The organism is Paraburkholderia sp. CNPSo 3076 (genome assembly GCF_026343935.1).
In the GTDB taxonomy this organism is placed as follows: domain Bacteria; phylum Pseudomonadota; class Gammaproteobacteria; order Burkholderiales; family Burkholderiaceae; genus Paraburkholderia; species Paraburkholderia nodosa.
In genome coordinates this window covers 1-13,263 of the sequence record NZ_JAPMAL010000019.1, presented here as the reverse complement: position 1 = coordinate 13,263, position 13,263 = coordinate 1, and the positions used below count along the sequence as shown (strand labels likewise).

Below are 13,263 nucleotides of genomic sequence, written 5' to 3'. Positions count from 1 at the left end.
TGGCCGGCCGCGCCTAGCCGGCCGCGCCTAGCCGGCCGCGCCCACAGTCATTCCAACATCCGCATCTGTCACCGGAGCGCCTATGAAGATCACCATTGTCGGTACCGGCTACGTCGGCCTCGTCACCGGTGCGTGTCTTGCCGAAATCGGCCACGACGTGTTTTGCCTCGATGTCGATCCGCGCAAGATCGATATCCTGAATGGCGGCGGCGTCCCGATCCACGAGCCGGGCCTGCTCGAACTCATCGCGCGCAACCGCGCGGCCGGGCGCATTACCTTTTCCACCGACATCGCGGCGAGCGTCGAGCACGGCGAAGTGCAGTTCATCGCCGTGGGCACGCCGCCTGACGAAGACGGCTCGGCCGATCTTCAATATGTGCTCGAGGCGGCGCGCAGCATCGGCCGCCACATGAACGGCTTCAAGGTGGTTGTCGACAAGTCGACGGTGCCGGTCGGCACGGCGCAGCGCGTGCACGGCGTGCTGGCCGAGGAGCTGGCGAAACGCGGCCTCGCGCATAGCGTGGATCACCGCTTCTCGGTCGTGTCGAACCCCGAGTTCCTCAAAGAGGGCGCGGCCGTGGACGACTTCATGCGCCCGGACCGCATCATCATCGGCCTCGACGAGGACGAGAACGGCACCGCCGCGCGCGAGAAGATGAAGCGTCTCTACGCGCCGTTCAACCGCAATCACGAACGCACGATCTACATGGACGTGCGCTCCGCCGAATTCACGAAGTACGCGGCCAACGCCATGCTCGCCACGCGCATCTCGTTCATGAACGAAATGGCGAATCTCGCCGACCGCGTGGGCGCCGACATCGAGTCGGTGCGCCGCGGCATCGGCTCCGATCCGCGCATCGGCTATCACTTTCTCTATGCGGGCTGCGGCTATGGCGGCTCATGCTTCCCGAAGGACGTGCAGGCGCTGATCCGCACGGCCGCGGAGTCGGGCCAGAACCTGCGCGTGCTCGAAGCGGTCGAGGAGGTCAATCACGGCCAGAAGGAAGTGCTCGTGAAGAAGATCGCGAGAGTCTGCGGCGATGACCTTACCGGCAAGCACTTTGCCGTGTGGGGCCTCGCGTTCAAGCCGAACACCGACGACATGCGCGAAGCGCCGAGCCGCCGCCTGATCGCCGACCTGCTCTCGCGCGGCGCCACGGTGGCGGCGTGGGACCCGGTCGCGGCCGAGGAGGCGCAGCGCGTGTTCGCGCTCGATCTGGCGCACGCGCCGGAGCAGCACGCGCGCCTGACGTTCGCGTCGAGCCAGGACGACGCGCTCACGGGCGCGGACGCGCTCGTGATCGTCACCGAATGGACCGCCTTCAAGGCGCCCGATTTCGCGCATTTGAAGAAGGTGCTCAAGGCGCCGCGTATCTTTGACGGACGCAACCTCTACGAGCCCGACACCATGGCGGAGCTCGGCATTGACTATCACTCGATTGGGCGGCCTCATGTCAATCTCGCAAACTCCGCAGCCTGAAACCACGCCCGTCGCCGCGCTTGCCACCGCTATCGCGCCCGAAGTGCGCGTCGTGCCGCGCGAAAAGCTCGCTACCTCGCGCGTGCTGGTGGTGGGCGACGTCATGCTCGACCGCTACTGGTTTGGCGACGTCAACCGCATCTCGCCGGAAGCGCCGGTGCCGGTCGTGCATGTGCAGCGCAAGGAAGACCGCCTGGGCGGTGCCGCGAACGTCGCGCGCAACGCGGCTGCGCTCGGTGCCCATGCGGGCCTCCTGTGCGTGGTGGGCCACGACGAACCCGGCGAGCGCATCGTCGAGTTGCTCGACGAAAGCAACGTGAACGCGTATCTCGAGCGCGATCCCGCATTGCCGACCACCATCAAGCTTCGCGTGCTGTCGCGCCAGCAACAGCTCTTGCGCGTGGACTTCGAAAATACGCCCGCGCACGAGATCCTGCTTGCCAGCCTCGCGCGTTTCGACGCGCTGCTGCCGACGCACGACGTGATTCTGCTCTCCGACTACGCCAAGGGCGGCCTCACGCACGTTACGCAGATGATCGCGAAGGCGCGCGCCGCGGGCAAGGCGGTGCTCGTCGATCCCAAGGGCGACGACTGGGAGCGCTATCGCGGCGCGAGCCTCATCACGCCGAACCGCGCGGAGCTGCGCGAAGTGGTGGGCACGTGGAAGTCCGAGGAGGACCTGCACGCGCGCGTGACGAAGCTGCGCCGCGAACTGCAGTTCGACGCACTGCTGCTCACGCGCTCGGAAGAGGGTATGACGCTCTTTTCCGATGACGGCGCGCTGCACGCGGCGGCCGACGCGCGCGAAGTGTATGATGTCTCGGGCGCCGGCGACACGGTGATCGCGACCGTCGCGGTCATGCTGGGCGCGGGCTTGCCGCTCGTCGAGGGTGTCGCGCTCGCGAATCGCGCGGCCGGCATCGTGGTGGGCAAGCTCGGTACGGCCACCGTCGACTACGACGAACTCTTTCAATAACGTTGCGCACGCGAGCGCGCGGTGCTCGCACCCCGGCCGGAATTCCCGGAGTTTTTTTCCGGCGGGGCATCAACCTCGCGTGAACCTCGTCACCGCAGACCTATCATGACCCTCATCGTCACCGGCGCGGCCGGCTTCATCGGCAGCAACATCGTCAAGGCGCTGAACGAACGCGGCGAAGACCGCATCATCGCCGTCGACAATCTCACCCGCGCGGACAAGTTCAGGAATCTCGTCGATTGCGAGATCGACGACTACATCGACAAGACCGAGTTCGTGGAGCGCTTCGCGCGCGGCGATTTCGGCGACGTGCGCGCGGTGTTCCACGAAGGCGCCTGTTCGGACACGATGGAAACCGACGGCCGCTACATGATGGACAACAACTTCCGCTATAGCCGCGCCGTGCTCGACGCGTGTCTCGCACAGCGCGTGCAGTTTCTGTATGCGTCGTCGGCGGCGATCTATGGCGGCTCGACGCGCTTCGTCGAAGAGCGCGACGTGGAAGCGCCGCTCAATGTGTACGGCTATTCGAAGTTCCTGTTCGACCAGGTGATCCGCCGCGTGCTGCCCACTGCGCAAAGCCAGATTGCGGGCTTTCGCTACTTCAACGTATATGGCCCGCGCGAGACGCACAAGGCGCGCATGGCTTCGGTCGCGTTCCACAACTTCAACCAGTTCCGCGCCGAAGGCCGCGTGAAGCTATTCGGCGAATACAACGGTTATGCGCCGGGCGAGCAGACGCGCGACTTCGTCTCCGTCGAGGACGTGGTGAAGGTCAACCTGTTCTTCTTCGATCATCCGGAGAAGACGGGCATCTTCAATCTGGGCAGCGGGCGCGCCCAGCCGTTCAACGACATCGCCACGACCGTGGTGAACACGCTGCGCGCGATGGAAGGCAAGCCCGCGCTCTCGCTCGCGGAGCAGGTCAAGGAAGGGCTGATCGAGTACATCCCGTTCCCCGACGCACTGCGCGGCAAGTATCAGTGCTTCACGCAAGCGGACCAGTCGAAGCTGCGCGCAGCAGGTTACGACGCGCCGTTCCTGACGGTGCAGGAAGGGGTGGATCGTTACGTACGTTGGCTTTCTGGCCAGGTGTAACGCGAAGCCCTGACTTCATAAACTGGACTCTCCTCGCCGGCGATGGTCGCCGGCGTTTTCAGGGAGATCCAGCATGTTCCGAAAAGTCCTTGCGGCGGCCGCGCTTCTGGCCGTATTCAGCCACGCCTTCGCGGCCGTGGACGTCAACACCGCCAACGAAGACGCGCTTCGCGGCATCAAGGGCGTGGGGCCGGCGCGCGCCAAGGCCATTCTCGACGAGCGCAGCGCGCACGGCCCGTACAAGGATGCCAGTGACCTCGGCAAGCGAGTGAAGGGCATGGGCGGCCATACCGTCGAACGTTTGCAGGCCGAAGGATTGGCGGTCGGTCCCGCGCAGCCCCAGGCGGCGCAGGCGAAGGTTGCACAGGCAACGCCCGCGAAGGCGGGCGCGCCGCAGACCGCCGTGGCGGTCAAGAAGTAGCCGTGCGCTTGCGTGTTACCCCGCGCGTCGTGTTTCACCGTCGCGGGGCGCAGTTTCCTTCAGGTGTCGCCCAGGTGATGTCGACCCGCGACGTTGACCCGCGGCCCGGGCCGCGGGCTTTTTGCCGCGCATGGAGGTTGGGTCGCCAGACTGCGTCCATACCAGCGTTATGGATCCCCAGCGGTCGCTGCCCGCGTGGTTTAGAATCGACAGTTCACGTCATCGCGCCTCACTGCCATTTCCATGCCCTACAAGACCATTGAAGACACGATCGGCAATACACCGCTCGTGCAGCTCGTTCGCCTGCCGGACGACGAAATCCGCGCCCGCAACAATGTCGTGCTAGCCAAGCTGGAAGGCAACAACCCGGCTGGGTCGGTGAAGGACCGCCCGGCGCTCTCGATGATCCGTAAGGCCGAAGAGCGCGGCCGCATCAAGCCGGGCGACACGCTCATCGAAGCGACGAGCGGCAATACGGGTATCGCGCTCGCCATGACGGCGGCTATCCGTGGCTACAAGATGGTGCTCATCATGCCGGAGGACCTCTCGGTGGAGCGCCGCCAGAGCATGGCGGCTTACGGCGCCGAAATCATGCTCACGCCGGTCAAGGGCGGCATGGAATATGCGCGCGACCTCGCCGAGCAAATGCAGCGCGACGGCAAGGGCATCATCCTCGACCAGTTCGCCAATCCCGACAATCCGCTTGCCCACTACGAGACCACCGGCCCGGAAATCTGGCGCGACACCGAAGGGCGCATCACGCACTTTGTTTCGTCGATGGGCACGACCGGCACGATCATGGGCACGTCCCAGTTCCTGAAAGAAAAGAATCAGGCGATCGAGATCGTCGGCGCGCAGCCGGAAGAAGGCTCGCGCATTCCGGGCATTCGCAAGTGGCCCGAAGCGTATATGCCGAAGATTTTCGACCGCAGCCGCGTGGATCGCGTGGAGAACGTGAGTCAGGCCGCCGCTGAGAACATGGCGCGCCGTCTCGCCTCGGTCGAGGGCATTTTCGCGGGTATCTCGTCGGGCGGCGCATGTGAGGTGGTGATGCGTCTTGCACGCCAGCTCGAAAACGCGACGATCGTGTTCATCGTCTGCGATCGTGGCGACCGGTATCTCTCTACGGGTGTGTTTCCCGCCTGATTGAAGTGCGGACGCAAAAAAAACGGCCTTCGGTGTTTCCAAAGGCCGTTTTGCTTTGTACCGCTGAAATCAGTCTTGCTGTGCGGGTGGCGTCGTGCCCGTACCATTCGGGGCACTGTTCATCCCGTTGCCGTTGCCATTTCCGTTGCCGCCATTGATGCCGCCGTTGTCGCCATTTCCACCATTTCCGTTCGCCGGGCCCACACCCACGCCCGGCTGCGTCGCCAGCATCTGCGCCTTCACGCGCATGCCCAGCTGATACACCGCGAGCGCGTAGAAGAAGCTGCGGTTATAGCGCGTCAGCACATAAAAGTTCTTGAGCCCGAGCTTGTACTCAGTGCCGCGGCCAGGCGAAGGCAGGTCGATCACCGTAACAGGCGTGCCTGCCTCGGCGGCGAGGTCCACGTCCGGCTGGTCGAGCACGAGGCCCGAGCGCAGCAACTGGCTCAGCGGCCAGCGTGGTTCGGGCTTGCCGTCGGCGGCGGCCTGTGCAATACCGAGGCTGCCCGCATCGGTGGCGATATTCCATACCACGGGCCGCCCCGATTCCCACCCGTTCTGCCGCAGATAGTTCGCCACGCTGCCGATCGCGTCGGCCGTGCTCGCGCGCAGGTCGATGTGATTGTTGCCTTCGTAGTCCACCGCGTACTGCACGATGCTGCTCGGCAGGAACTGCGGAATGCCGATCGCGCCCGTGTACGAGCCGAGCACCGACGACGGATCAATCTGCGCGTCGCGCGTCCACACGAGGTAGTCCTCGAGATTCTTGCGGAACGTCGCCATGCGCTCGGCGCGGTTCGGCGTGTTCGGATAATCGAAGGCGAGCGTAGTGAGCGCATCGAGTGCGCGGAAGTTGCCCATGTAGCGGCCGTAGATCGTCTCCACGCCGATGATGCCCACGATCACCTCGGGCGGCACGCCAAACTCTTCCGACGCGCGCTGCAGCGTGGCCTGGTTCGCGCGCCAGAAGCTCACGCCCGCATTGATGCGCACGGGGTCGAGGAAGCGCGCCTGATACGCGCGCCAGTTCTTCACGCCCGGAACGGGCGAGGGCGTGACGAGCTTCACCGCCGTCGCCGAATAACTCGCGCTCGCGAAAAGCGCATGCAGTGCGGTGGGATCGAAGTCGTAGCGCGCCACCATGTCATTGATGAAGCCGTCGACGTCCGGATTGTTCACGTAGCGCTGCGGGACGATTTCCTCTTCGAACGTCTGGCCCTGCGTCGGCGTTTGCGGCTGTGCCTGCGCGAGCGTGAGCGGCGTCTGTCGCGATTTCGGCGCGGCAGTTTGCGCGCGCGCCGCGCCGGTGCACAACGACGCCGCGACGCAAAGCGCGAGGGCGAGGGTCGTGCGACGTGGGCGGCTGGAGGCGGACAGAGCGGTCTTGAGCGTCATGAGAGCGAGAGGGGGAGAGCGGTCCAGGAAGAACCCGGGCAGTATAACCGAGCGCCTTCTGGGAATTGGGCCGCTGCGCGCCGGCGTGGCGCGTGAGCACCAGGTCGCTGTGGTAACGTGGTGTCTGTTCGCGCGCCAGCCGGCGCGCCGCCAGACAATAGACAGAAGGAGACCCGCGGCCGCGCGCGTGCGCGAAGCCCGCGGCGAGTGCGACTCATGACGACCGGTTTCTTCTCTCACCCCGATTTTCTGCTGCACGAGATGGGCGAATGGCATCCTGAATGCCCCGCGCGTCTGCAGGCCATCGAAGACCAGCTGATCGCGAGCCGCATCGACGCGCTGATCGAGCGCGACGAATCGGCGCCGCTCGCGACCGAGGCGGACCTCTTGCGCGTGCATACCCAGGCGCACATCGACTTCATCCGCAACACGGCGCCCAAGGAAGGCTACGCGAGCATCGACCCCGACACGCTGATGAATCCGCACACGTGGCAGGCGGCGCTGCGCGCGGCGGGCGCGGCGATTGCGGCCACCGACGCGGTGCTCGCCGGGCGCTACGAGAACGCGTTCTGCAGCGTGCGCCCGCCCGGCCATCACGCGGAACCCGCGCGCGCGATGGGTTTTTGCTTCTTCAACAACATCGCGATCGCGGCGCGCCATGCACTCGAAGTCCATGGCCTGGAGCGCGTCGCGATCGTCGATTTCGACGTGCATCACGGCAATGGTACCGAGGCGGCGTTCGCGGGCGACTCGCGCGTGCTGATGTGCAGTTTCTTTCAGCATCCGTTCTATCCGTATTCGGGGGCCGAGAATCCGGCACCGAACATGGTCAATCTGCCGATCGCGGCGCGCACGAAAGGTATGGAAGTGCGTGAGGCCATCGACATCATGTGGCTGCCGCGGCTGCACGAGTTCAAGCCGGAGATGGTGTTCGTCTCGGCGGGCTTCGACGCCCATCGCGAAGACGACCTCGGCAACATGGGCCTCGTGGAGGACGACTTCGCATGGATCACGGAGCAGATTCGCGAGATCGCGGGCCGCTATGCGAAGGGGCGCATCGTGAGCAGCCTCGAAGGCGGCTATAACCTCTCGGCGCTTGGCCGCAGCGTGGTGGCGCATCTGCGCGTGCTGGCGGATATCTAGGCGGCCTGCGCGGCCTTGAGCGCGGACCCGCATCGCACACATTCGAACGAAGGAGACGCGCAACGTGAGTGCCATTCCCTCTTCATCACCGTCGCTCGTCGAAGTCGCACGCGACGCGTATGGCGTGCCGGGCGTCGTGTGCCTTACGCTGAACCGCCCGGATGCGTTCAACGCGCTTTCCGAAGCGCTCATCGATGCCTTGCAGGGCGAACTCGCCGCGCTGGCGCAATCTGACGCGCGCGTAGTCGTGATCGCAGCGGCGGGGCGCGCGTTCTGCGCCGGCCACGATCTTCGGGAAATGCGCGCGGCGCCGTCGCACGAGTACTACGCGAAGCTGTTCGAGCGCTGCTCGAAGATGATGCTCGCGATTCAAAAGATGCCGCAGCCCGTCATTGCGCGCGTGCAAGGCGTGGCGACGGCGGCGGGCTGCCAGCTCGTCGCGATGTGCGATCTGGCGGTGGCGGCGGACTCGGCGCGCTTTGCGGTATCGGGCATCAATCTCGGGCTCTTTTGCTCGACGCCCGCTGTGCCGCTCTCGCGCAACGTCTCGCGCAAGGCGGCCTTCGAGATGCTGATGACGGGCGAATTCATCGACGCGGAGAAGGCGTTGCGCGAAGGCCTCGTGAACCGCGTGGTACCCGCCGACGAACTCGACGCCGCCGTGACCGCACTGGCCGCGAGCATCTGCGCGAAGCCGCGCGAGGCGGTCGCGGCAGGCAAGGGGCTCTTCTACCGGCAGCTCGAAATGGGCATTGATGCCGCGTATCAACTGGCCGGGCAGACCATGGCCTGCAACATGATGACCGACCCCGCGCTCGACGGCGTGCAGGCGTTCATCGAGAAACGCAGCGCGAAGTGACGCGCGTGGCCGGTCAGACGCGCCGGTCGATCCAGTCGATCAGCGCGCCAATTACGCGCTCCCGATCGAGGTCGTTGAGCGTTTCGTGGTAGCTGCCTTCATAAAGCGTGAGCGTTCGATCGGGCGATCCCACGTTCGCGCCGAAAGCGAGGCTGCCTTCGGGCTCGGTGAGCTTGTCCTCGGTGCCATGCCAGATCAGCACGGGTAGCCGCAGTTGCGCGCGTCCCGCCTCGATGCGCTTCATCGCTTCCAGCAATTGCGCTCCCGTGCGGGCGGGAATCGCGCCGTGATGCACGAGCGGATCGGCGCGATTGGCTTCGACCACGTCGCGCACGCGCGCGAGCAGCGCCGCGTCGATCTTCATGGCCGGAAAGGTCGGCCAGATCGCGCTGATCACGCGGCTCGCGGCGATTTTCCACGCGGGCACGTCGCGGCCCGGCGCGAGCGCCGCGCTCGAGAGCAGCAGGCCCGCGAGCGGTACGCGCGATTGCCGCAGGCGCTCGACGGCATGGAGCGCAGCGATTGCGCCGCCCATGCTGTGTCCCATCAGGAAGAGCGGTGTGCCCTGTGCGGCGCATTGTGCGCTCGCGTGGGCGAGGAGCGCCTCGGCGTCGTCGAGATATTCGTCGAAGTGCGCAACCCAGGTGCGGCGGCCGGGGGCATGCCCGTGACCGCGCAGATCGATTGCGTAGACATCGATGCCCGCGCCGTTCAGCCGCGCGGCAAGCGCTGCATAGCGGCCCGCGTGTTCCGCCAGGCCATGAACCAGCGCGATGGCCGCACGCGGCGGCGCGCTCGCGCGCCAGACGTAGAGCGGCAGTTCGACGCCGTCACGTGTAGGCAGCGTCGCTTGCCCGGCGGGTTCGGCGGCTTGCGCCATGGCGATGTTCTGACTGGTCTCCATCTCGCTCCCTGTTTGGGCGATTCGTGGCAGGTCGTGGCGGTTCGTTTTCGGTATCGGTCTGTCGGCAGCAGTGTAGCGGCCGCGCGGGCAGCCGCGCGCCGCCAGAACCCTCTAATGCAAATCAGTTATGAAATTATCGAAATTGATTATTAAAAGGAATTTTGTGTGCCAGGGTAAAATGGCGCGCTAAATCCAGTCCATCAAACGGCGGCTGTCTGCCGGCGCGACGCGTTTTCCGCTACTCACAAGGGCGGCTGCGCGAGCGGCGCGCGGCACATCCGCCGTTTTGCTTTTTTCCATGATCGAAATTCGAAACGTGTCCCAGCGCTTCGCCGGCCCACAAGGCTGGATCGAGGCGCTGCACAACGTCAATCTGACGATTCCGCCGGGCGAAGTGTTCGGCATCATCGGGCGCAGCGGCGCAGGCAAGAGCACGCTCGTGCGCACCCTCAACCTGCTCACGCGGCCCACCGAAGGCGACATCGTCGTCAACGGGCGCACGCTCACATCGCTCTCGTCGGCCGACCTGCGCGAAGCGCGCCGCGAGATCGGCATGATTTTTCAGCACTTCAACCTGCTGTCGTCGCGCACCGTGTTCGACAACGTCGCGCTGCCGCTCGAACTGGCCGGCGTGAAGCGCGCCGAGATCGAAGCGACGGTGCTGCCGCTGCTCGAACTCGTCGGCCTCACCGCGCAGAAAGACCGCTATCCCTCGCAGATCAGCGGCGGCCAGAAGCAGCGCGTGGGGATTGCGCGCGCGCTCGCGAGCAAGCCGAAGGTGCTGCTTTCGGATGAAGCGACCTCGGCGCTCGACCCTGAAACCACGCGCGCGATTCTCGACCTGCTGCGCAAGATCAATCGCGAACTGAACCTGACCATCGTGATGATCACGCACCAGATGGAAGTGATCAAACAGGTTTGCGACCGCGTGGCCGTGCTCGATGCGGGCCGCGTGGTGGAAAGCGGTCCCGTGATCGACGTGTTCCTGCAGCCGCGCCACGAAGTCACGCGCGCGCTGCTCGGCGACGTGATCGCCCAGGAGTTGCCGCCCGCGCTCAAGGTGCGCGTGGCCGAGCATCTCGCGAAGGGCAGCGGCCACTTGCTGCGCCTCGCGTTCAAGGGCACGGGCGTCGACCAGCCGGTTCTCTCGGAGACGATTCGCCGCTTCGAACTCGATTTCAACATCCTGCACGGCCAGATCGACGAGATCCAGGGACAGGCGTTCGGCTCGCTCGCGGTGCTCGCGGGCGGCGATCCGGTGAAGGTGGCGCAGGCCATGGCGTGGCTGCGCGAACAAGGTGTCGTGGTGGAGGAGCTGTCCCATGTGGAGTGAAATGTTCGACATGTTCGTCCAGTCGTTCTGGGAGACGCTCGTCATGGTCGGCATCTCGGGGCTCGTGGGCGCGGCCTTCGGCCTGCCGCTCGGCGTGCTGCTCTATCTCACCGACCGCAACGGCGTGCTGCAGAACATCGCCGCGAATCGCGTGATGGGAGTGGTCGTCAACGCCGTGCGTTCCACGCCGTTCATCATCCTGCTCGTTGCGGTGATTCCGTTCACACGTCTCGTGGTCGGCTCGTCGATCGGCACGGCGGCCGCCGTCGTGCCGCTCACCATTGCCGCTGCGCCGTTTATCGCGCGGCTCGTGGAGACGGCGCTGCGCGAAGTCGATCGCGGCCTGATCGAAGCCGCCCAGGCCATGGGTGCGAGCACGAGCCAGATCGTCTTCAAGGTGCTGCTGCCCGAGTCGCTGCCGGGCGTGGTGGCCGGGCTCACCATCACGTTCATCTCGCTCGTCGGCTATTCGGCGATGGCTGGCGCGATCGGCGGCGGCGGTCTGGGCGACCTTGGTATCCGCTACGGCTATCAGCGCTTCGAACCCGAAGTCATGCTGATCGTGGTCGTGATCCTGATCGTGTTCGTGCAGCTCGTGCAGTCGTTCGGCGACTGGCTCGTGCGGCGCCTGAGCCATAAATAAGCCTTAAAACAGGCAGTTTTTCGATCAACACCACTACACAAGACAAAGGTTGGGTATGCAACGTCGTTTCATGATCCGGCTCGTGGCGGCGCTTGGCGCGGCTTCGCTCATCGCACCGCTTGCTGCGCACGCGGACGAAACCATCAAGGTGGGCGTGACGGGCGGCCCGCACGAGCAGGTGATGGAAGTCGTGAAGAGCGTGGCCGCGAAGAACGGCCTGAACATCAAGATCATCGAGTTCTCCGACTACGTGCAGCCGAATGCGGCGCTCGCGGGAGGCGACCTCGACGCCAACAGCTACCAGCACGCGCCGTATCTCGACGCGCAGGTGAAGGATCGCGGCTACAAGCTCATCAAGATCGCGGACACGGTGACGTTCCCGATGGGCATCTACTCGAAGAAGATCAAATCGCTCGCCGAACTGAAGCCTGGCGCCCGCATCGCGGTGCCGAATGATCCGACGAATGGCGGCCGTGCCTTGCTGCTGCTGCAGAGCCAAGGTCTCATCAAGTTGCGCGCCGACGCCGGTTTGAAGGCGACGCCGCTCGACATCGTGGAAAACCCCAGGAAGCTGAAGATCGTCGAACTCGACGCCGCGCAGATTCCGCGTTCGCTCGACGACGTGGACGCCGCCGCAATCAATACGAACTTCGCCATGCAGGCGGGCCTGAAGCCGAAACAGGACGCGATCGCAATCGAAGACCCAAAGGGGCCGTACGTGAATATCCTCGCGATCCGCGAGGCCGACCGCAACAAGCCCTGGGTGGCGAAGCTGGTCGCCGCGTACCACTCGCCGGAAGTGAAGCGGTACATCGAAACGACGTTCGGCGGGGCGGTCATTACCTCCTGGTAGACAGCTCGATGCCGTGAAATTAGAGATATTTTTCGGCGCCCGGGCTTGATGCCCGGGTTTTTTCCACCGTAAAATCGCACGATCGTTCGCTACTGACGACCGGGGTGCGGCAGCGGTGGTTCGTGAAAATTGCTGGTGGCAGATCGGCCCGACAGGGCTATCGCTATAATGTCCGCCAGGTTGACGTATTCGTAACTTCGGAGCATGTGAATGAAAGTCCTTGTGCCAGTCAAACGCGTAGTCGATTACAACGTGAAGGTTCGTGTGAAGTCGGATGGCACGGGCGTCGACATCGCCAACGTGAAGATGTCGATGAACCCGTTCGACGAAATCGCCGTGGAAGAAGCGGTGCGTCTGAGGGAAGCGGGCGTGGCGACGGAAGTCATCGCGGTGTCCGCGGGCGTGACGCAAGCGCAGGAAACGCTGCGCACGGCGCTGGCCATCGGCGCGGATCGCGCGATCCTGATCGAGTCGAACGAAGACCTGCAGCCGCTGGCTGTGGCCAAGCTCCTGAAGGCGCTCGTCGACAAGGAACAGCCGCAACTGGTGATTCTCGGCAAGCAGGCCATCGACGACGATTCGAACCAGACTGGCCAGATGCTCGCCGCACTGGCGAACCTCCCGCAGGCTACGTTCGCTTCGAAGGTCGTGGTTGCAGACGGCAAGGCTACGGTGTCGCGCGAAGTGGATGGCGGCGCGGAAACGCTGTCGCTCACGCTGCCCGCGGTCGTCACGACGGATCTGCGCCTGAACGAGCCGCGCTACGTCACGCTGCCGAACATCATGAAGGCGAAGAAGAAGCCGCTGGAAACCGTGAAGCCCGAAGACCTGGGCGTCGACGTCACGCCGCGTCTGAAGACGCTGAAGGTTGCCGAGCCGCCAAAGCGTTCGGCAGGCGTGAAGGTGCCGGACGTGAAGACGCTGGTCGAGAAGCTGAAGACGGAAGCCAAGGTGCTGTAAGGGGAGCAGACGAAAATGACGAATCTGGTTATTGCCGAACACGACAATAAGT

13 protein-coding genes are annotated in these 13,263 nt (G+C 64.9%); 11 read left to right on the top strand and 2 right to left on the bottom strand.

Annotation, left to right across the window (positions count from 1 at the left end; all coding sequences use genetic code 11):
* Positions 1 to 82: 82 nt before the first annotated feature.
* From M3A49_RS22135 to cysM, 5 genes are all read left to right on the top strand, one after another.
* Positions 83 to 1,480, top strand: a complete 1,398-nt coding sequence (locus M3A49_RS22135; protein ID WP_254351960.1) for a UDP-glucose dehydrogenase family protein — start codon at positions 83 to 85, stop codon at positions 1,478 to 1,480.
* Positions 1,452 to 2,456 carry a D-glycero-beta-D-manno-heptose-7-phosphate kinase gene (gene rfaE1 / locus M3A49_RS22130; RefSeq protein ID WP_266230894.1) on the top strand — a complete coding sequence of 335 codons (1,005 nt, stop codon included), beginning with the start codon at positions 1,452 to 1,454 and terminating at the stop codon, positions 2,454 to 2,456. Before M3A49_RS22135 ends, rfaE1 begins: the two co-directional genes overlap by 29 nt.
* A gap of 105 nt (positions 2,457 to 2,561) precedes the next feature.
* A complete protein-coding gene (gene rfaD, locus M3A49_RS22125) occupies positions 2,562 to 3,554 on the top strand; it encodes an ADP-glyceromanno-heptose 6-epimerase (protein ID WP_266230892.1) in 993 nt (330 codons plus the stop codon).
* A gap of 73 nt (positions 3,555 to 3,627) precedes the next feature.
* A complete protein-coding gene (locus tag M3A49_RS22120; protein WP_266230890.1) occupies positions 3,628 to 3,975 on the top strand; it encodes a ComEA family DNA-binding protein in 348 nt (115 codons plus the stop codon).
* A gap of 243 nt (positions 3,976 to 4,218) precedes the next feature.
* Positions 4,219 to 5,121 carry a cysteine synthase CysM gene (cysM, locus tag M3A49_RS22115; protein WP_266230888.1) on the top strand — a complete coding sequence of 301 codons (903 nt, stop codon included), beginning with the start codon at positions 4,219 to 4,221 and terminating at the stop codon, positions 5,119 to 5,121.
* Between the two features lie 69 nt (positions 5,122 to 5,190).
* Here cysM and mltB read toward each other — a convergent pair whose 3' ends face one another.
* Positions 5,191 to 6,516: a lytic murein transglycosylase B gene (gene mltB, locus M3A49_RS22110; RefSeq protein WP_266230886.1), complete on the bottom strand. Its 1,326-nt coding sequence runs from the start codon at positions 6,514 to 6,516 to the stop codon at positions 5,191 to 5,193.
* A 216-nt stretch (positions 6,517 to 6,732) separates the two neighbouring features.
* Between mltB and M3A49_RS22105 the strand changes: the two genes are divergently transcribed.
* Both M3A49_RS22105 and M3A49_RS22100 read left to right on the top strand, forming a co-directional pair.
* Complete coding sequence (locus M3A49_RS22105; protein ID WP_266230885.1) at positions 6,733 to 7,659, top strand: histone deacetylase family protein; 927 nt, start codon at positions 6,733 to 6,735, stop codon at positions 7,657 to 7,659.
* A gap of 64 nt (positions 7,660 to 7,723) precedes the next feature.
* A complete protein-coding gene (locus tag M3A49_RS22100; protein ID WP_266230883.1) occupies positions 7,724 to 8,518 on the top strand; it encodes an enoyl-CoA hydratase in 795 nt (264 codons plus the stop codon).
* Positions 8,519 to 8,531: 13 nt separating this feature from the next.
* Here the strand turns inward: M3A49_RS22100 and M3A49_RS22095 are convergent, their stop codons facing one another.
* Positions 8,532 to 9,422 (bottom strand): alpha/beta hydrolase, encoded by an 891-nt coding sequence (locus tag M3A49_RS22095; protein WP_266230881.1) that lies wholly within the window; start codon positions 9,420 to 9,422, stop codon positions 8,532 to 8,534.
* Between the two features lie 298 nt (positions 9,423 to 9,720).
* On the opposite strand from M3A49_RS22095, the gene M3A49_RS22090 reads away from it, so the two are divergent.
* From M3A49_RS22090 to M3A49_RS22075, 4 genes are all read left to right on the top strand, one after another.
* Positions 9,721 to 10,755, top strand: a complete 1,035-nt coding sequence (locus M3A49_RS22090; protein ID WP_028209080.1) for a methionine ABC transporter ATP-binding protein — start codon at positions 9,721 to 9,723, stop codon at positions 10,753 to 10,755.
* Positions 10,745 to 11,398 carry a methionine ABC transporter permease gene (locus M3A49_RS22085; RefSeq protein WP_266230878.1) on the top strand — a complete coding sequence of 218 codons (654 nt, stop codon included), beginning with the start codon at positions 10,745 to 10,747 and terminating at the stop codon, positions 11,396 to 11,398. The genes M3A49_RS22090 and M3A49_RS22085 overlap by 11 nt, the downstream gene beginning before the upstream one ends.
* 55 nt (positions 11,399 to 11,453) lie before the next feature.
* Complete coding sequence (locus M3A49_RS22080; RefSeq protein WP_266230876.1) at positions 11,454 to 12,251, top strand: MetQ/NlpA family ABC transporter substrate-binding protein; 798 nt, start codon at positions 11,454 to 11,456, stop codon at positions 12,249 to 12,251.
* Positions 12,252 to 12,461: 210 nt separating this feature from the next.
* Positions 12,462 to 13,211, top strand: a complete 750-nt coding sequence (locus tag M3A49_RS22075; protein ID WP_266230874.1) for an electron transfer flavoprotein subunit beta/FixA family protein — start codon at positions 12,462 to 12,464, stop codon at positions 13,209 to 13,211.
* The last annotated feature ends 52 nt before the right edge of the window (positions 13,212 to 13,263 follow it).